The organism is Microbacterium sp., from assembly GCF_040394595.1.
In the GTDB taxonomy this organism is placed as follows: Bacteria; Actinomycetota; Actinomycetes; order Actinomycetales; family Microbacteriaceae; genus Microbacterium.
Map to the genome: position 1 here is coordinate 68,724 of NZ_JBEBSA010000009.1, position 17,231 is coordinate 85,954.

The following is a 17,231-nucleotide window of genomic DNA, read 5'->3' on the forward strand; positions in this document are numbered from 1 at the left end:
TCGTGCTCATGTCAGTGACGACGCGCCCGCGGGCAAGCCTCGGACGGGTGATCGAAGACCTCGGCACGACCCTGCTCGACGCCGTGTGCGGCGATATCGCGGCCGAGCGCCCGATCGACGGCGTGATCATCCACGACCCCCTCGACGACGTCGTCCCGATGCGCGAGGCCCTGGTGCTCGGCGTCGGACTCAGCGAGGTCGATGAGATCACCGCCCTTCTGTCCGCCATGCGGGAGGAGGACGCCACGGCACTCGTGCTGCGTGCGCCGATCGCCGTCGACGGTCCGATCGCGGCGGCGTCGGCCGCCACGGGAGTGCCGGTGCTCGCCCTCACGCGTGGTGCCTCCTGGTCGCAGCTCTCCGCCATGCTCCGCACCCTCACCGCTGACGGCGACGTCGGACAGCCCGACGCGCAGACGCTCGGCGGCACGTCCGCCGGCGACCTCTTCGCGATCGCGAACGCGATCTCCACGCTGCTCGACGCGCCGGTGACCATCGAGGACCGCAACTCCCGCGTGCTGGCGTTCTCCGGCCGGCAGGAGGAGGCCGACCCCCAGCGGGTCGAGACGATCCTCAGCAGGCAGGTCCCGGACCGCTATTCGCGCGAGCTCGAGGAGCGCGGCGTGTTCCGCGAGCTCTACCGGAGCGCGGACCCCATCAGCATCGACCCGGTGCGGGCGGGAGGATCGCCCGCCATGCCGCGCGTCGCGTGCGCGGTCCGCGCCGGCGACGAGGTGCTGGGCTCGATCTGGGTCGCCGTGCGGGAGCCGCTGAGCTCCGACCGCCTGCAGGCGCTCAAGGACGCGACCAAGCTCGTCGCCCTGCACATGCTGCAGCAGCGCGCAGGGGCCGACGTCGAGCGACGGCTGCGTGCCGATCTGCTCGCCACGGCCCTCGAGGGCGGCGCGGGTGCGAAGGACGCGGTCGCCCGGCTGCGCCTCGGCGACCACCGCTGCGTCGTGCTGGCGCTCTCGACCGCCGAGACCGCCGCACAGGCGGATGCGACGGATGCGCGGGTACTCGGTGAGCGGCATCGCATCGCCGACGCCTTCGCGATGCACCTCGGCGCGGTCTACCCCCGCTCCGCGGTCGCGATGATCGGCGACGTGGTCTACGCCGTCGCCGGCGTGCCGGGCGAGCAGCAGGACGCCGATGCGCGCGCCGCGCGCGTCGCGGAGGACTTCCTCTCACGGCTCGGCTCGTCCGACGACGTGCTCGTCGCGGTCGGGGCGATCGCCGAGAACGGCTCGATGCTCCCCGATTCCCGCCAGAGCGCGGATCGCGCGCTGCGCGTGCTGCGCAGCGGACGTCGGCAGGGCGCGGTGGTGCTGTTCTCCGCCGTGCAGATGGAGGCCCTGCTCGTGGAGGTCGCCGACCTCGCCCGCACCCGCGGCGAGCGGCCGACCGGCCCCGTCGGCCTGCTCATCGAGCACGACCGGGAGCGCGGGACGCACCTCGTGGAGACGCTGCAGTCGTGGCTCGAGTGCCTCGGAGACGTCACCGCGGCGTCGACGCGGGTCTACACCCACCCGAACACCTTCCGGTACCGTCTGCGCCGCCTCTCGGAGATCAGCGGCCTGGACCTCGCCGACCCCGATGCGCGCTTCTCCGCGATGGTGCAGCTGCGACTGCTCGACCTCGATCCGCGCTGAGTCCGCGGCGACCTCAGGCCGACGCGGTGAGCGCGGCGATCCCGGACTCCCCCGACGCGGTGATCTCGACGGCGCGCGGAACCTTGTTCCGCACGATCCAGCCGAGGTCGAAGAGCCTGTCGGTCACGGCGGCGCCGAGCGGACCCGCGAGGTGATGGGCCTGCTCCGTCCAGTCGACGCAGTAGTGCAGCGGCCGCGACGTCTGGAGCACCGCACACGGGACGCCCCACCCCGCGAGCGCCTCAGCGCCGGCGTCCGTGAGCCGGTACTGGGTGCCCCTGCCCGCGGCGGAGAGCCTGTCTCCGGTGACCTCGGGGCGATGGCGGCCGTCCCCGCCCGAGATCCATCCCGTGGCGAGAAGACTCTGGAAGAGCGCGACGCCCGCCCGACCGGCGAGGTGTCGGTAGCAGGTGCGCCCCTCACGGAGGGCGTGCGCGCGGGTGTGCGCGCGCAGCGACGTGATCGGCGTCCGCGGCGCCAGTCCCGCCAAGGCCTCGAGCACGCCCTCGACCTCGGCGGTCGCCAGCCGGTAGTAACGATGACGCCCCTGCCGCTCGACCGTGACCAGGCCCCGGTTCAGCAGCACGGTCAGATGGTTGCTGATCGTGGATGCCGAGACGCCCGCCTCCTCGGCGAGACGCCCGGCCGGAAGCGCCCTCCCATCGGCGAGCGCCATCAGCACCCGCGCCCGTCGGGCGTCGGCGAACGCCGAGGCGACGGCGGCGATGTCCGGCTCGCCCTGGGCGACCGGGTCGTTGCTCATGGCTCGATGATACGGACGGAACGCTTCGACGCGGGCTGAAACGTCCCGGGCCGAGGATCGACGCATGACGCCGACACGCTCGCGCTGGCCGCTGACGCTCGCCCTGTGCGGCGGCTACTTCCTGGTGCTGCTCGATGTGACGGTGGTCAACGTCGCGCTCCCGCGGATCGGGGCGGAGCTGCAGGCGGACGCCGCCGGGCTCGCCTGGAGCGTCGACGCCTACTCCGTTCCCCTCGCTGCGCTCCTGCTGGTGTCCGGCGCGATCGGCGACCGCCTGGGCCACCGCCTGGTCGTGCTGCTCGGCATGGCCTGCTTCGGCGCCGCCTCTGCCGCATGCGCCCTGGCCCCGGGGATCGGCGTGCTGATCGCCGCGCGGGTCGTCCAGGGCATCGGCGCGGCGCTCATGCTCCCCGGCACGCTGGCCCTGCTGGTCGAGTCCGGCTCCGACGAGGCCTCCAGGAGCCGCCTCGTCGGGATCTGGGCCTCGATCGGCGGTGCGGCGCTGCCCGCGGGCCCGCTCATCGGCGGACTCCTCGTCCAGTCCGCGGGATGGCGGGCGGTGTTCTGGCTCTCGGTACCGGTGATCGCCGTGGCGATCGTGCCGGTCGCCCGGCTCCCGCGGTCGGCCCCCGCTCCCGGGCACGGCGACGTCGATGCGGCCGGAGCCGGACTGCTCATGATCGGGCTCGCCTGCCTGGTCACCGCCGCCATCCGGGCGCCGGAGGCGCCCCTCGCCGCCGGGGCGCTCGCGGCCGCAGCGGTCGGCGCGCTGCTCGGCCTGGCCGTCGTCGAACGGCACGCCGCCCGCCCCGTCCTGGCCGTGCCGCGTACGGCGCGGCGTCCGCTCGGTCTCGCGGCGCTCGTCGCGGGGCTGATGAACCTGTGCGCTCTCGGCGGGTTGTTCCTGCTGACCCAGGTGCTCCAGGACGTGCACGGGCTGAGCCCGCTGGCGGCGGGCCTGCTCACCCTCCCGGCGATGCTGCCGCTGCCCCTGCTGGGCGCACCCGCCGGACGGCTGGCCGCGAGGATCGGCCTGTGGCGCACCGGCGCCCTCGGTGCGGCGACGGCCGCCGCCGGGATGGCCGGCATCGCCGCGGCCCTCCCGGATGCCGGTGCGGGCGCCGTCCCCCTCGCGCTCTCCCTCGCCCTCTGGGGCTCCGGTCTCGGCGTCCTCACGCCCGCGATCGTCGGCGCCGCCATGAAGGCGATGCCGGAGTCGCCGGGCCTGGCGTCCGGCGCGAGCAACACCGCCCGGCAGGCCGGCGGCGCGCTGGGCATCGCCGCCTCCGCCGCGATCGCAGGACCCTCGCACGCCGCCGGCTTCGTGGTGCGAACCTCCGGCGCCCTCCTCGGCGGCGCCGCGGTGCTCGTCCTCGCCGCCGTCCTCTGCATCGCCGTCTCCCGTCAGGAGAAGGCGCCCTCATGACGACGGCGTTCCGTGACGCCGGCACAATGCGTCCTCCGGGTCCGCTCCTGCCGGGCCGCTCCTCCGGGCGAGGTCAGCCTGCCGCCGTCGTCCAGGCGGCGGAGATGCGCGCGACGAGGTCGTCGTGCACGGGATCATCGACGGTGAGCACGGCGCCCGTCCCACGGGCCAGCGTCCCGAGGGCGGACTCGGCGTCCGCCCCGTACGGCCGGGGGACGGCCACGGCGACGACGGTGGACGCGTAGGGCCCGGGAAGCCGGAGGAGCGAGGCGAAGGTCGCTTCGAGCTCTCGGTCGGTCGCGTCGCCGTCGACCACGAGATAGCCGGTCTTCTCGCTGAGCTTCAACGCGCGGATGCCGGGGAGGTCGACGACCGTGCGGAACGCGTCGAGTCGCGCAGGCGGCGCGTCGGTGCGCACCGAGAACACCGGGTCCGCGAACCGGTTGAAGAGCACCGGCGCACGGAGGAGCCTCACGGTGAGGTGGGTGCCGCTCCGAGCCGCATAGCCCCGCACGCCCTCGAAGGCGGCGACCGAGTCGACGGTGACGCTCACGGCCCGGCCCGAGCCCGGGGCTTCGCTCCTCAGCTCGGTGACGCCGTCGATCGCGGAGACCGCCTGGAGCGCGGCGCGCACCGCGGGATCGGAGAAGGCCCCCGCGAACGTGGGCGCATCGCCGCGCGCAGGACCCCAGCCGAGCTCCAGCCGTACGAACGGCTTCGGGTCGACGAGACCTCCCGCCGCCACCGCGTCGAGGGTGACGTCGGCAGACGAGAAGTGCACGGCGCCGGTGGTCTCCGTGCCGACCGTGTCGATCCATCCCGTGGTCCCCGGGTAGCGCTCCTGCAGGGCGGCGAGGGACCCGACGGCCTCCTCGTCGATGCCGAAGCCGAGGCTGACGGAGGAGTCCCACTGCACGCCCGCGGTGCCGTCGGCCGACTCGACCGACATCGTGTACCGCACCTCTCCGTCGTGGGGAACCGCGTCGTCGTAGTCCAGCGCGAGCTGTGCGACGACCGCGGCGGGCGCCGTGACGACCGGATGCGACACGGCCTTCGAGCGGTACCGGTCTCCGTAGGAGGTGGCCCGACCGTCGGCGCGGAGCCAGAGCGCGCGTCGGAGTTCGGGATCATCGCCGACCTTCGCCGGGAACACGTGACCCCGGAAGCCGTCGACATCGACCTCGATGCTCGGAGCGCCCGTCGTCCCGTCGAAGTGCGCCTTGAACGCATCGACGACCGCGTGCACGGTCTCGTCGTCCAGCCCCTCGTCGAGGACCACCGACAGGGAGGCGTCGCCGTCGCCGTCGCCGTCGTCGTAGGGAATCAGCTCGGCGGAGCTCACGTGGTCCTGCCGCGACGCCCAGGCGGCGGGGTCCTCCTCGGTCTGCTCGACGGCGGTGCAGCCGCTGACGAGCACGGCGATCGTCCCGACGAGCGCCAACGGGAGGAGTCTCGTCTTCGACATGCCCGTCATTCAACCATGCGGTCGGTCACGCGGCCACCGCTCCGGTGGCGCGGCGCTAGCCGATGATGCGGGCGCCCGGCACGGCGCCGTGCACGTGCAGCGCACGGTGCCCCGCCGCGATCAGCTCCTCCTGCACCGCGGCGGCCGCCTCCGGTCCCGCGCACAGGAAGGCGACCGTCGGCCCCGATCCCGAGACGATGCCGGTCAGCGCGCCGGCCTGCACGCCCTCGGCGAGCAGGAGGTCCAGCGACGGCCGCTCCCGCACCGCCGCCTGCTCGAGGTCGTTGATCATGCTGGGGGCGAGCGCCAGGGGGTCTCCGGCGCGCAGCGCCTGCAGCACCGCGATCGGCACGTCGAGCGAGAGCGGCGGATCGTCGGCGAGAGCGCCGACGCGAGCGCGCAGCTCATCGAGTCCGGCGTACATCTCCGGCGTCGAGAGGCCCTTCTCGCTGGTCACGAGCACCCAGTCGAAACGACCGGGGGCCAGAGCCGGCGTGAGCCGCTCCCCTCGTCCCGTCCCCACCGCGGTTCCGCCGTGCAGGGCGAACGGCACGTCCGCTCCCAGCCGGGCGGCGAGGTCGTGCAGCACCGACGCCCCGAGCTCCGTCCCCCACAGCGCGTCGCAGGCGACGAGGGCCGCCGCCGCGTCGGCCGAGCCGCCGCCCATGCCGCCGGCGACCGGGACGCTCTTGCGGATGTGCAGCTCGACACCCTCCGTCACCCCCGCGGTCTGCGCGACCAGCCGGGCCGCCCTCATCGCGAGATTGCGGTCGTCGAGGGGGACGGTGCCGGGATCCACGTCGCCCGACACCGTCAGCGAGAAGTCGTGCGCGGGGCTCGCGTAGACGTCCTCGTAGAGCGACACCGCCTGGAACACGGTGGCGAGCGCGTGGTAGCCGTCGTCGTGACGACCGCCGACCGCGAGGTAGACGTTGATCTTTCCCGGAGCGCGCACGTGCACGGCATCCGAACGCTGCGCCATGCTCATCCCGGTCCTCCGTCCCCTCCGCCGCGTCCCGGTCTCACAGGTCCGAGGACCGGGCCCAGAGGTTCACGTCGATCCCGCGGGCGAGCGCGTCGATGCGCGCCAGCTCCTCGTCGTCGAAGGCCGGACCGTCCACGGCGGCGATGTTCTCGTCGAGCTGCGCCGGCCTCGAGGCGCCGATCAGCGCCGAAGCCACCACCGGATCGCGCAGCGTCCACTGCAGCGCGAGCTGCGCGAGGCTCTGGCCGCGGGCGGCGGCGATGTCGTTGAGCCTGCGGAGCACCGCCAGCGCGTCCTCCGGCAGCGGCCGGTCCGAGAGCGAGCCGCGCCTCTGCGCACGCTCCGCCGTCCCGTCGGCGAGGTACTTGCCGGTGAGCAGCCCCTGCGCGAGCGGCGTGAAGGCGATCGCGCCCATCCCCTCTGCGCGGAGGGTGTCGGTGAGACCGTCCTCGATCCACCGGTTGAGCATCGAGTAGGACGGCTGATGGATCACCAGCGGAGTGCCCAGGTCACGGGCCGCCGCGGCCGCGGCGGCGGTGCGTTCCGCGCTGTACGAGGAGATCCCGACGTAGAGCGCCTTGCCCTGCCGCACGAGGGTGTCGAGCGCTCCGACCGTCTCCTCCACCGGCGTGACGGGGTCGACGCGGTGCGAATAGAAGATGTCGACGTAGTCGATCCCCATGCGCGTGAGCGACTGCTCGGCGCTGGCGAGCAGGTACTTGCGGCTGCCGAGGTCGCCGTAGGGCCCGGGCCACATGTCCCAGCCGGCCTTCGACGAGATGATCAGCTCATCGCGATAAGGCCGCAGATCCTCCGCGAGGATGCGCCCGAAGTTCTTCTCGGCGGACCCGTAGGGAGGACCGTAGTTGTTGGCGAGGTCGAAGTGGGTGATCCCGCGATCGAAGGCGTGCCGCAGCAGTGCGCGCTGATCGTCGAGCGGGATGTTGTCGCCGAAGTTCCACCACAGGCCGAGGGAGATCGGCGGCAGGTAGAGCCCCGAGGCTCCGACCTGTCGGTAGGCGAACCGCCCGTAGCGGTCGTCCGCGGCGGTGTACGGACGGTGGATCTCCGGGACGTCGGGGCGATAGCGGGACTCGGTCACTCAGCCAGAGTAGCGGGCGCCGGGGACGCCGACAGCGGGGAGGGCCACCCCGAGGGCGATCCGTCAGCCCGCGGTCCGCGCGATGCGGTGGTAGTCCTCGACCGTGAGGTCCTCGCCGCGGGCGGTCGGCGCGACACCGGCGGCCTCGAGGGCGGCGGAGGCGGCCGCCGAGCTGCCGAACAGGCCGGAGAGCGCCTGACGCAGCATCTTGCGTCGCTGGTTGAACGCCGCGTCGACGATCTCGAACGTGCGGCGGCGCTCCTCCTCGGAGCCGCGCGGCTCGGGATCCCGGTCGAAGCCCACCAGGAGGCTGTCCACGTTCGGCACGGGCCAGAAGACCTGGCGGGACACCGTGCCCGACAGCCGCCACGGGCCGTACCAGGCGGCTTTGACGCTCGGGGCCCCGTAGATCTTCGACCCCGGTTTCGCGGCGAGGCGCTCCGCGACCTCGGCCTGCACCATCACCAGGCCGCGCGCGATCCGCGGGAACGTCTCCAGGAAGTGCAGCAGCACGGGCACCGACACGTTGTAGGGGAGATTGGCGACGAGCACCTGCGGATCGCCGGGCAGCTCCGTCACTCGCAGCGCGTCCGCGTCGACGACCGTCAGGCGTCCCTCCGGCACGCCCTGCTCCCCCGCGGTCTGCGGGAGCCGCTCGGCCAGGCGGTGGTCGATCTCCACCGCGGTGACGGACGCCCCGGCCTCGAGGATCGCCAGCGTGAGGGAGCCGAGGCCCGGCCCGATCTCGACGACGCGCTCGCCCTCCTGCACCCGCGCGGCGTGCACGATCTTGCGCACCGTGTTCGCGTCGACCACGAAGTTCTGTCCGAGCTTCTTCGTGGGGGTCACGTCGAGCTCGGCGGCGAGTCGGCGGATGTCGGCGGCTCCGAGCAGGGTGACGGTCATCCCCCCATTCTCGCGCATGTCCGATCCGCCCCCTAAGCTCGTGCGGTGACCTCCCTCGGCGAACTCATCGCTCCCCGCCGTCTCGGTCGTGACTTCCGCTGGCTGATGGCGTCCTCCTGGACGAGCAACGTCGGGGACGGGATCGCCCTCGCCGCCGCGCCGCTGCTGATCGCCTCGATGACCTCCTCCCCGATCCTCGTGGCGATGGGCGCGATGATGCAGTTCCTGCCCTGGCTGCTCTTCGGCCTGCATGCGGGCGCGATCGCCGACCGCGTCGAGCGGCGGAGACTGGTCATGCTGGCGAACGGCACCCGTGCGGTGGTCGTCCTCGCCCTGGTGGTGTTCCTGCTCACCGGGCACGCGACGATCTGGCTGGTGCTCGTCGTGTCGTTCCTCTACGGCACCGCGGAGGTGTTCGCGGACACCACGAGCAGCACGCTGCTGCCCATGATGGTGAGGCCCGCCGACCTGGGCGTGGGCAACGCCCGTCTCCAGGCCGGGTACCTCGTCGCCAACCAGCTCGCCGGGCCGCCGCTCGGTGCCTTCCTGTTCGCGCTCGGCGTGTTCTGGCCCTTCGCGCTGCAGGTGCTCTGCGTCGCGCTCGCGGTCGTGCTGGTCTCGCGCATCGCCCGGCACCCGGTCCCGCCGCGGGAGTCGGACGCCCCGAGCGGGCGGCATCCGGTGCGGAAGGACATCGCCCAGGGACTCGCATGGGCCTGGCGCAACAAGCCGGTGCGCACGCTGATCATCATCATCCTCACGTTCAACGTCACCTGGGCGGCGCCCTGGGGCATCCTCGTGCTCTACGCCACCGAGCACCTGCGGATGGGTCCCATCGGCTACGGCGCCCTCACGACCGCGTCCGCGATCGGCGGCCTCGCGGCGACGCTGAGCTTCGGCTGGCTGGAACGGCACGTGTCGTTCGCGACCCTGATGCGGGTCTGCCTCTCGCTGGAGGTGCTGATGCATCTCGCGTTCGCCCTCACCACGGTCGGCTGGGTGGCGCTCGTGATCATGTTCGGCTTCGGTTCGTACGCCTTCGTCTGGGGGACGATCTCCACCACCGTGCGGCAGCGGCTCGTCCCCCTCGAGCTGCAGGGCCGGGTGGGTTCGGTGAACATGGTCGGCGTGTTCGGCGGGATGGTCCTCGGCCAGGCGCTCGGCGGCGCGATCGCGCAGCTCTGGGGCCTCACCGCGCCGTGGTGGTTCGCGTTCGGCGGGGCGGCCCTCACGCTGCTGCTGATGTGGCGCCAGATCGGGCACATCGCCGCCGCCCGTCCGGTGCTCGGCGAACCGGACGACGGCCCGGCTCAGAACACCGCTTGACCTTCGGCCGGGGTGAAGGTCGACCATGGTCCCATGGCCCACGAACGCGGAGAACCGCCCGCCCTCGGCCGTCTCGGACCGCGACTCCCGCTCCAGACGATCGGGGAGTTCTCGAGATCGGTGGGGCTGAGCCCCAGCACGTTGCGCGACTACGGCGCCTCGGGGCTCCTGCCGCCGTTCGACGTGGAGGACCGGACCGGCTATCGCTACTACGATCCCGGCCAGCAGCGGCAGGCGATCTGGATCCGTCGTCTCCGCGATGCCGGTCTCGGTCTCGAACGGATCGGCGCCGTCCTCGCCGGAGACATCGCGGAGGCGGAGACGCTCCTCGCCGCATGGGTGTCGGAGACCCGCGACCGCGCGGCCACCACGAAGGCGCTCGCGGACGACTTCCTGGCGAGCCTGCGGGCCAACGCCGGCGACCCGCCCGCCCGGCGCACCCGCGTCCGCTGCGACGCCATGGTTCTCGCCGCCGCCATCCGGCAGGTGGAGCCGGTGTCCTCTTCGGACCCCGATCTGGACGGCGTGCTGATCGAGGTGGGGGATCGCTCACTGACCATCTCCGCGACCGACCGCTTCGTGCTGCTCGCACGCGCAGCGGTCCCCGCCGTGGTCGAGGGGCCGCCTGCACGTCTTCGCCTCTCGGCTGCGGAGGCCGTCAGCCGGCTCCGTTCGACGATGGAGGCCGACCTCACGGTCCTCGCCACGGCCGCCCGTGTCCCCGGCGAGGACGCGACGCTGCGTCTGTGGGACGAGCGGGGCGCGGCTCTTCCGCTTCTCGCCGCCCCCGACCGCTTCCCCTCCTCCGCGGCGCTCTTCGATGCCCCGCCGCCCCGGACGGCCCTCCGGTTCGTGCGCAGGGAGCTCCGCGCGGTCGCGGCAACGACGGGTTCGGGGAGTCTCTTCCTCACCGCGGAGGCGGCGGGGTCGGCGGGGGTGCGCTCCGGTACGGGCCTCGCCGGAGGCGCGGTGCTCGGCGACGCAATGCCGGGGACCCGAGAGCTCTCCGCCGCCGCCGTCACGCTCATCGCCGACGCCGCCGTGGGCGACGAGCTGGTCTGCGCTCTCGGTGGCGGCACCGGTCCGCTCCGCTGGAGCGCCCCCGCTCAGCCCGACTTCATCGCGCTGATGATGTCGCGCCCCGCATGAACGTCCGCCGGCTGCCCCGCGGCTTCGGCGCCTGGGTGGGGGCGACCTTCGGAATGGAGCTCGGATCCGGGTTCCTCGCCTTCGCGCTGACCTGGACCGCCTCGGCGCATGGCCCTGGGGTCGCCTCCTCGGTCCTGGTGCTGACCGTGGCCCCCGCCGTCGCCCTCGGGTTGCTCGGCGGGGTGCTGGCCGATCGCTTCGGCCCGAGACGGGTCATGATCGCGACCACCGCGGCGACGGTCGCCCTGTCGACGGCCCTCGCCGCCGCGACCGTGGCGCTGGGCGTTCCCGTCCCGCTCCTCCTCGCCGCCGCGACGCTGATCGGCGTCGTCTCGGCCTTCTTCCGCCCCGCGTCGGGGGTCTTCCCCCGGCTCTTCGCGACCGACGACGCGCTCGGAGCCGCCATGTCCAGGGTCGGGATCGCAAGCCAGCTCGCGCGCACGCTCGGGCCGCCGCTGGGAGGTGCGCTTCTGGGTGCGCTGGCCCTGAGCGGCGTGGCGCTCCTCGACGCGCTCGGGGCGCTCGGGATGCTCGTCCTCCTCACCCAGGTCCGCCCGCCGCTGAGGCCGAGCCGCCCGGCGGCGGAGCCGAAGTCCTCGAGCGTCCTGTCCGGGCTAAGGGCTCTCCGCGCGTCGGGCGGCGCCACCACGCTCCTCGTCTGCGTCTCGATCGTGGCGGGCGCCGTGATACCCGCCGTCCTGCTCGGCATCCCGCTGATCGCGAGGGAACGCGGCTGGTCGGCCGCGGAGGCGGGGTTGATCGAGGCCGGGTGGATCGCCGGGGGCATCGTCATCGGAGCGTGGTTCGCCTGGCGGGGCACGATGCTCCGCCCGTGGCGGCCGATGGCCGGAGGGCTTCTGCTGGTCGCCGTCGGCCTCGGCCTGCTCTCCTCGGCCTCGACCTGGCCCGCTGCCTGCGCCGCGACGGTCGCGGTGGGCGCGGGCGTGGTGATCTTCACCGCGCACGTCTTCCCCACCTATCTCCTGCTCGCGCCCGAAGAGATGATGTCGAGGTTCCAGAGCATGCTCGTGATCGTCCAGCAGGCTCCGCAGCTCGCCGTCTATCCGGTGATCGGCGCCGCCGCGACGACCATCGGCGCAGGACCGCTGATCGTGATCTCCGCGATCCTCGTGCTCGCCCCGGTCCCGCTGATCGCGGGGAGCGCGACGCTCCGCGCCCTCGGCCCGGCTCAGAACGCGCCGTAGACCTCGAGCGTGTTCGCGGCGAGCTGCGCGCACAGCTCGTCGAGGTCGACGCCGAGCTCCGCGGCCAGGAACCGCACGGTGAGCGGCACCAGGTAGGGGGCGTTCGGCCGCCCGCGCAGGGGCACCGGCGTGAGGAACGGCGCGTCGGTCTCGACGAGGATGCGCTCGCGAGGGGTGACCTTCAGGGCGTCGCGCAGGTTCTGCGCGTTCTTGAAGGTGACGTTGCCGGCGAACGAGAGCCAGTAGCCGGCGTCGGCGGCGATGCGCGCCATGTCGTCGCCGCCGGAGAAGCAGTGGAACACCGTCCTGTCGGGAGCGCCGACACGGGCGAGCGTCGCGAGCACGTCGTCGTGCGCGTCGCGGTCGTGGATCTGCATCGCGACGCCGTGCTTCTTCGCCAGGCCGATGTGCGCCTCGAAGGACGCGAGCTGGGCGGGGCGCCCGGGCTCGTCGGTGCGGAAGTAGTCCAGTCCCGTCTCGCCGATCGCGCGGGTACGGGGATGCGCGGCGAGCTCGTCGATCACCGCGAGCGCCTCGTCGAGACGCCCCTGGGCGGCGTACGTCGGCGCGTCGTTCGGGTGGATCGCGACCGCGGCGAGCAGCCGGTGGTCCCGCTCCGCCGCGGCGACGGCCCACCGCGACGACTCGATGTCGCCGGAGGCCTGCACGACCCCCGCGATCCCGACGGCCTCGGCGCGGTCGAGCTGCTCGGTCAGCGACAGGACCTCGTCGCCGTCGGCGATCTCCAGGTGCGCGTGGTTGTCGTACACGGGCACCCTCAGCGGCTCCGGGGGCGGAGGGTAGCGGAGGTCCTTGCGACCCTCGGAGTCGCGGCGCTGCACGTACGTGTCGGGCATTTTCGTCTCCTCGCTTGGCTCGCTCGATGACCCGCGGTATTCGGTCCCGGTCGTCGAGCGAGCGAGCGAAGCGAGACGAAACGTGCTGCGCGTCAGGCGGTCTGCTCCACGCGCGGGAACAGCGGCGCGAGCGCGCTCACCGTCGTCCCCGGCGGCAGCTGGCCCCAGGCGCCGGCCTCGCGGATCGGCTGCTCCTGCAGCACGCCCAGCGCGCCGGCGGCGCCCAGCGCCTCCCAGAGCTTGCCCGTGGCCTGCGGCATCACGGGCGACAGCAGCACCGACAGGGCGCGCAGGCCCTCGGCACAGGTGTACAGCACGGTCCCAAGACGGTCCCGTGCGCTCTCGTCGCGGGCCAGCGCCCACGGCTCGTTCTCGGTGATGTAGCCGTTCAGCTCATCGACGATCGTCCAGATCGACGAGATCGCCTCGTCGACGCGGAAGCTCTCGATCGCCGCGTCCGCCTTCCGTGCGGCATCCGCGACGGTCTTCTGGATCGCGAGGTCGCGCTCGGTGGCGTCACCCGGTGCGGGCACGACGCCGTCGAAGTACTTCTCGATCATCGCGATCGTGCGCGAGGCGAGGTTGCCGAACCCGTTCGCGAGCTCGGCCTGGTAGCGCGCCGACAGGTCCTCCCAGGAGAACGAGCCGTCCTGGCCGAAGGCGATCGCCGAGAGGAAGTAGAACCGGTAGGCGTCCGAGCCGAACACGTCGGTGATCTCGGTCGGTGCGATCCCGGTGAGCTTCGACTTCGACATCTTCTCGCCGCCGACGAGCAGCCAGCCGTGCGCGAAGACGCCCTCGGGCACGTCGAGGCCGGCGGCCATCAGCATGGCCGGCCAGATCACGGCGTGGAACCGCAGGATGTCCTTGCCGACCACGTGGTACCCGGGCCAGCGGCGCGCGAACAGCTCGTCGTCGGCGCCGTAGCCGATCGCCGTGGCGTAGTTGAGCAGCGCGTCCACCCACACGTAGATGACGTGCGAGTCGTCCCACGGCAGCGGGATGCCCCAGTCGAAGGTCGATCGCGAGATCGAGAGGTCCTTCAGCCCCTGGGAGACGAAGGACACCACCTCGTTGCGCGCGGAGTCGGGACGCACGAAGTCGGGCTCGGTCTTGTAGAGCTCGAGCAGGCGGTCCTGGAACTCGCTGAGCTTGAAGAAGTAGTTCTTCTCCTGCAGCAGCTCCAGCGGCTTGGAGTGGATCGCGCAGACCTTCAGCCCTTCGAAGGGCCCGGTGCCGTCGACGATCTCCGACTCGGGCTTGAACTCCTCACAGCCCACGCAGTACAGCGCCTCGTACTCGCCGGCGTAGATGTAGCCGCGGTCGTAGAGACGCTGGAAGAACGTCTGCACGTTCGTCTCATGCCGCTCCTGCGTGGTTCGGATGAAGTCGTCGTTCGCGACGTCGAGCGTCTTCAGCAGCGGGAACCACGACTCGGTCACCAGCTTGTCCACCCACTCCTGCGGGGTGACGTTGTTCGCCGCGGCGGCCCGCAGCATCTTCTGCCCGTGCTCGTCGGTGCCGGTCAGCATCCAGGTGTCGTCGCCGGCCTGGCGGTGCCAGCGCGCGAGCGTGTCCACGGCGACGGACGTGTAGCCGTGGCCGATGTGCGGCACGTCGCTCGGATAGTAGATCGGCGTGGTGATGTAGAACGATTCGCCTGCGGGCATGCGCACAATTCTAGGCGGGAAGCGGGGGCGCCCGTTCTCTGTGACCAGAGCCGGTACCACGTCATGCAGAGTAGTGGTACTATGTGATAACGAATAGCCGGACGGCGAGCGACGGGAGCGGATCATCGACGGGTTGACAGAGATGCTGAAGGGCACGCTGGAGGGATGCGTCCTCCAGATCATCGACGCCGAGGAGACCTACGGATACGCGATCACACGCCGGCTCAACGAGCTCGGGTTCACGGACGTCATCGAGGGCACGGTCTACACGATCCTGCTCCGGCTCGAGAAGGGCGGCCTGGTCGACGTGACCAAGCGCCGCTCCGAGCTCGGGCCGCCGCGCAAGTTCTACACGCTCAACGACGCGGGGCGTCGGGAGCTGGCGACCTTCTGGGCGAAGTGGGACTACGTCTCCGCACGCATCGGCACGCTCAAGGAGGGCGGCGCATGAACTTCTGGGACCGGATCACCGGGAACGACATGACCCGCGACTGGCGGGCCTTCGACGAACGGGCCACGGCCCTGCCGGAGGACTACCGCGCGGCGTGGGAGCAGATCAAGGTCGGCATCATGCCGCACGCCGATCTCACCGGACGCAACCTCACCCCGATCGTCGACGGGGTGCTCGGCCTGCTCGAGACCGCGTCCGCCGACGGACAGACCGCTGCCGAGGCGCTCGGGGACGACATCCCCGCGTTCTGCGCCGCGGTCGCCGGCGAGGACGGCGCAGGGGACTACCGCGACCGGTGGCGCGAGCAGCTCAATCGCAGCGTCGCCCGGCGGCTGAGCAAGCGGGGAGACGGAGACTGAGATGGGCATCCAGGACATCATCGAGGGCAAGAGGGAGTGGCGGGCGCACGTCGCCCGCGTCAAGGCGCTCCCGCCCGACTACCGGATCGTCTATGAGGAGATGCAGAAGTACCTCTTCAAGGTCGGCCCCGTGTCGCTGACCGAGGGCGGCCTGCTGAGCGAGATCGTGGACTTCTTCGAGGAGGGCGCCGCCGCGGGCACCGGGGTCATGGACCTCATCGGGCCGGACGTCGCGGCGTTCTGCGATGGCCTCATCGGCGACGCCCCCACCTACGCGGACCTGTACCAGCAGTCCCGCCGCCGCAAGGGCTGAGCCCCCGCGCCCGCGTGAGCGTCAGGGCGCGGGGGGCCTGCGCGCCAGCCCGCCTGTTGGGTGGTCAGTTTCGGCAGGTTTTGCGGCGAATTCCTGCCGAAACTGACCACCCTTCGCCTTCCAGGGGCGGCGCACGGCGGACAGCGCGCCGTGTGGACGGATGCTGGCGGCACCGGGAAGGCGTTCGCGGCGCTCGCCGTCGACGACGTCGAAGCCCGCCGCGTCGAGCAGCGTGCCCAGGGCGTCGGCGGACCAGTAGTGCGCGGGGGCGACGGCGTGCGCGAACCCCTCCCCCGCCGTACCGTCGAAGAATCCGATCAGCAGTCCGCCTCCGGGCGCCAGGACCCGCGCGAACTCCGCGAGCACCGCTGGCACGTCGGCGGGCGGCAGATGGATGAGCGAATACCAGGCGAGCACGCCGCCGAGCGAGGCGTCCTCGTACGGGAGGTCCCGCATCGTGCCCTCGGAGAAGCGGATCCCGGGGTGTTCCACCCGCGCGGCCTCGACGAACGCGGGCGTGAGGTCGAGGCCCTCGGCGTCGCGTCCGCCCGCGCCGAGGAACGCCGTCCAGTGCCCTGGACCGCAGCCCGCGTCGAGCAGCCGTCCGGGCGTGGCATCCCGCCACCGCGCGATGCGGTCGACGTCGGGCTCCTCCATCTGGGCGATGCCGCCCGCGATCGCCAGATACTCCGCGGCGCGGGCGCCGTACGCTGCGGCGACGTCACGGTCGGCCATGCGCGCCTCAGCGCTTCCGGGCGGCGAGCGCCCGCTGGTAGAGGTCGCGGGAGCCGAGGCCGGTGGCGGCGGCCACCTCCGCGCAGGCGTCCTTGAGCCGCACCCCGGTGGCCACCAGCTCCTGCACCTGGGCGTCGGCGTCCTCCGGGGAGACCGCCCGCACCGCCGCCCCCTCCACGACCACGACGATCTCTCCGCGAACGCCCTCGGCAGCCCACTCCGCGAGCTCCGCGGCGGAGCCCCGGCGGACCTCCTCGTGCAGCTTCGTGAGCTCACGGCACACGGCGACCCGGCGGTCGGCGCCGAAGACCGCGGCGATATCGCCGAGCGAGGCGGCGAGCCGCGACGGGGACTCGAAGAACACCAGGGTGCGCCGCTCGGCCTCGAGATCGCGCAGCGCCTGCCGTCGCTCCCCCTGCTTGCGCGGCAGGAAGCCCTCGAAGGCGAAGCGGTCGGTGGGAAGCCCCGACACCGCGAGAGCCGTGAGCACCGCGCTCGGGCCGGGGATGGCCGTCACGGTCACGCCGCGCGAGGCCGCGGCGGCCACCAGGCCGTAGCCGGGGTCGCTGACCGTGGGCATCCCCGCGTCGCTGAGGACCACGAGGTCGCGATCGGCGGCGAGGGCCGCGAGCTCGTCGGCCTTCTGCTTCTCGTTGTGATCGTGCAGCGCGATGAGACGGGGACGGTTGGCGATGCCCAGGGCCTGCAGCAGCCGCTGGGTGGTACGGGTGTCCTCGGCGGCGACGAGCTCCGCGTTCTCGAGCACCTCGATCAGGCGCCGGGACGCGTCGCCGAGGTTGCCGATCGGGGTCGCCGCGAGGATGATCACCCGCCCAGCTTAGGAGCAGGGCGAAGCGGAATAGGCTG

Annotated in this window: 17 protein-coding genes; 8 read left to right on the top strand and 9 right to left on the bottom strand. The window is 72.6% G+C overall.

Annotation, left to right across the window (positions count from 1 at the left end; genetic code table 11):
* Window positions 1–47: 47 nt before the first annotated feature.
* Window positions 48–1,652: a PucR family transcriptional regulator gene (locus ABWO84_RS10680; protein ID WP_353114549.1), complete on the top strand. Its 1,605-nt coding sequence runs from the start codon at window positions 48–50 to the stop codon at window positions 1,650–1,652.
* A 13-nt stretch (window positions 1,653–1,665) separates the two neighbouring features.
* Here ABWO84_RS10680 and ABWO84_RS10685 read toward each other — a convergent pair whose 3' ends face one another.
* Window positions 1,666–2,415, bottom strand: a complete 750-nt coding sequence (locus tag ABWO84_RS10685) for an ArsR/SmtB family transcription factor (protein WP_353114550.1) — start codon at window positions 2,413–2,415, stop codon at window positions 1,666–1,668.
* A 64-nt stretch (window positions 2,416–2,479) separates the two neighbouring features.
* Here ABWO84_RS10685 and ABWO84_RS10690 point away from each other — a divergent pair, with 64 nt between their 5' ends.
* Window positions 2,480–3,841, top strand: a complete 1,362-nt coding sequence (locus ABWO84_RS10690) for an MFS transporter (RefSeq protein WP_353114551.1) — start codon at window positions 2,480–2,482, stop codon at window positions 3,839–3,841.
* 73 nt (window positions 3,842–3,914) lie between these two features.
* Here ABWO84_RS10690 and ABWO84_RS10695 read toward each other — a convergent pair whose 3' ends face one another.
* The 4 genes from ABWO84_RS10695 to rsmA form a co-directional block, all read right to left on the bottom strand.
* Window positions 3,915–5,306: a hypothetical protein gene (locus tag ABWO84_RS10695; RefSeq protein WP_353114552.1), complete on the bottom strand. Its 1,392-nt coding sequence runs from the start codon at window positions 5,304–5,306 to the stop codon at window positions 3,915–3,917.
* A 55-nt stretch (window positions 5,307–5,361) separates the two neighbouring features.
* Window positions 5,362–6,294: a 4-(cytidine 5'-diphospho)-2-C-methyl-D-erythritol kinase gene (locus ABWO84_RS10700; protein WP_353114554.1), complete on the bottom strand. Its 933-nt coding sequence runs from the start codon at window positions 6,292–6,294 to the stop codon at window positions 5,362–5,364.
* Between the two features lie 34 nt (window positions 6,295–6,328).
* The gene (mgrA, locus tag ABWO84_RS10705; protein WP_353114555.1) at window positions 6,329–7,393 is read right to left on the bottom strand and encodes an L-glyceraldehyde 3-phosphate reductase; all 1,065 of its coding nucleotides are present in this window, start codon (window positions 7,391–7,393) and stop codon (window positions 6,329–6,331) included.
* Window positions 7,394–7,456: 63 nt separating this feature from the next.
* Entirely contained in the window at window positions 7,457–8,299 is an 843-nt protein-coding gene (gene rsmA, locus ABWO84_RS10710; protein WP_353114557.1) for a 16S rRNA (adenine(1518)-N(6)/adenine(1519)-N(6))-dimethyltransferase RsmA, read from the bottom strand.
* Between the two features lie 45 nt (window positions 8,300–8,344).
* On the opposite strand from rsmA, the gene ABWO84_RS10715 reads away from it, so the two are divergent.
* The 3 genes from ABWO84_RS10715 to ABWO84_RS10725 are packed head-to-tail and all read left to right on the top strand — an operon-like array spanning window position 8,345 to window position 11,979.
* A complete protein-coding gene (locus tag ABWO84_RS10715; RefSeq protein WP_353114558.1) occupies window positions 8,345–9,625 on the top strand; it encodes an MFS transporter in 1,281 nt (426 codons plus the stop codon).
* 33 nt (window positions 9,626–9,658) lie between these two features.
* The gene (locus ABWO84_RS10720) at window positions 9,659–10,774 is read left to right on the top strand and encodes a MerR family transcriptional regulator (protein ID WP_353114560.1); all 1,116 of its coding nucleotides are present in this window, start codon (window positions 9,659–9,661) and stop codon (window positions 10,772–10,774) included.
* Window positions 10,771–11,979 carry an MFS transporter gene (locus tag ABWO84_RS10725; protein ID WP_353114561.1) on the top strand — a complete coding sequence of 403 codons (1,209 nt, stop codon included), beginning with the start codon at window positions 10,771–10,773 and terminating at the stop codon, window positions 11,977–11,979. The genes ABWO84_RS10720 and ABWO84_RS10725 overlap by 4 nt, the downstream gene beginning before the upstream one ends.
* On the opposite strand, the gene ABWO84_RS10730 is transcribed toward ABWO84_RS10725, so the two are convergent.
* Both ABWO84_RS10730 and metG read right to left on the bottom strand, forming a co-directional pair.
* Window positions 11,964–12,836 carry a TatD family hydrolase gene (locus ABWO84_RS10730; protein WP_353114563.1) on the bottom strand — a complete coding sequence of 291 codons (873 nt, stop codon included), beginning with the start codon at window positions 12,834–12,836 and terminating at the stop codon, window positions 11,964–11,966. The genes ABWO84_RS10725 and ABWO84_RS10730 overlap by 16 nt on opposite strands.
* A gap of 92 nt (window positions 12,837–12,928) precedes the next feature.
* The gene (gene metG / locus ABWO84_RS10735) at window positions 12,929–14,506 is read right to left on the bottom strand and encodes a methionine--tRNA ligase (protein ID WP_353114564.1); all 1,578 of its coding nucleotides are present in this window, start codon (window positions 14,504–14,506) and stop codon (window positions 12,929–12,931) included.
* 142 nt (window positions 14,507–14,648) lie between these two features.
* Between metG and ABWO84_RS10740 the strand changes: the two genes are divergently transcribed.
* From ABWO84_RS10740 to ABWO84_RS10750, 3 genes are read left to right on the top strand one after another with little or no spacing between them, the layout of a single operon-like run.
* Window positions 14,649–14,957, top strand: a complete 309-nt coding sequence (locus ABWO84_RS10740; protein ID WP_502915411.1) for a PadR family transcriptional regulator — start codon at window positions 14,649–14,651, stop codon at window positions 14,955–14,957.
* On the top strand, window positions 14,954–15,316 hold the full coding sequence (locus tag ABWO84_RS10745) for a DUF1048 domain-containing protein (RefSeq protein WP_353114565.1): 363 nt from the start codon (window positions 14,954–14,956) through the stop codon (window positions 15,314–15,316). The genes ABWO84_RS10740 and ABWO84_RS10745 overlap by 4 nt, the downstream gene beginning before the upstream one ends.
* 1 nt (window position 15,317) lies before the next feature.
* Entirely contained in the window at window positions 15,318–15,629 is a 312-nt protein-coding gene (locus ABWO84_RS10750) for a DUF1048 domain-containing protein (RefSeq protein ID WP_353114566.1), read from the top strand.
* 21 nt (window positions 15,630–15,650) lie between these two features.
* Here the strand turns inward: ABWO84_RS10750 and ABWO84_RS10755 are convergent, their stop codons facing one another.
* A complete protein-coding gene (locus ABWO84_RS10755; protein ID WP_353114567.1) occupies window positions 15,651–16,364 on the bottom strand; it encodes a class I SAM-dependent methyltransferase in 714 nt (237 codons plus the stop codon).
* 7 nt (window positions 16,365–16,371) lie between these two features.
* Window positions 16,372–17,193, bottom strand: coding sequence for a 16S rRNA (cytidine(1402)-2'-O)-methyltransferase (rsmI, locus tag ABWO84_RS10760; protein WP_353114568.1), 822 nt, complete (start codon window positions 17,191–17,193; stop codon window positions 16,372–16,374).
* Window positions 17,194–17,231 lie beyond the last annotated feature (38 nt).

Bases quoted from the DNA above. Each gene is read 5' to 3' on its own strand.
- ABWO84_RS10700 (WP_353114554.1), bottom strand. From the start codon at position 6,294: ATGAGCATGGCGCAGCGTTCGGATGCCGTGCACGTGCGCGCTCCGGGA.
- metG (WP_353114564.1), bottom strand. From the start codon at position 14,506: ATGCCCGCAGGCGAATCGTTCTACATCACCACGCCGATCTACTATCCG.
- ABWO84_RS10695 (WP_353114552.1), bottom strand. From the start codon at position 5,306: ATGTCGAAGACGAGACTCCTCCCGTTGGCGCTCGTCGGGACGATCGCC.
- ABWO84_RS10730 (WP_353114563.1), bottom strand. From the start codon at position 12,836: ATGCCCGACACGTACGTGCAGCGCCGCGACTCCGAGGGTCGCAAGGAC.
- ABWO84_RS10745 (WP_353114565.1), top strand. From the start codon at position 14,954: ATGAACTTCTGGGACCGGATCACCGGGAACGACATGACCCGCGACTGG.
- ABWO84_RS10750 (WP_353114566.1), top strand. From the start codon at position 15,318: ATGGGCATCCAGGACATCATCGAGGGCAAGAGGGAGTGGCGGGCGCAC.
- ABWO84_RS10740 (WP_502915411.1), top strand. From the start codon at position 14,649: ATGCTGAAGGGCACGCTGGAGGGATGCGTCCTCCAGATCATCGACGCC.
- ABWO84_RS10725 (WP_353114561.1), top strand. From the start codon at position 10,771: ATGAACGTCCGCCGGCTGCCCCGCGGCTTCGGCGCCTGGGTGGGGGCG.
- ABWO84_RS10685 (WP_353114550.1), bottom strand. From the start codon at position 2,415: ATGAGCAACGACCCGGTCGCCCAGGGCGAGCCGGACATCGCCGCCGTC.
- ABWO84_RS10690 (WP_353114551.1), top strand. From the start codon at position 2,480: ATGACGCCGACACGCTCGCGCTGGCCGCTGACGCTCGCCCTGTGCGGC.
- rsmA (WP_353114557.1), bottom strand. From the start codon at position 8,299: ATGACCGTCACCCTGCTCGGAGCCGCCGACATCCGCCGACTCGCCGCC.
- ABWO84_RS10755 (WP_353114567.1), bottom strand. From the start codon at position 16,364: ATGGCCGACCGTGACGTCGCCGCAGCGTACGGCGCCCGCGCCGCGGAG.
- ABWO84_RS10720 (WP_353114560.1), top strand. From the start codon at position 9,659: ATGGCCCACGAACGCGGAGAACCGCCCGCCCTCGGCCGTCTCGGACCG.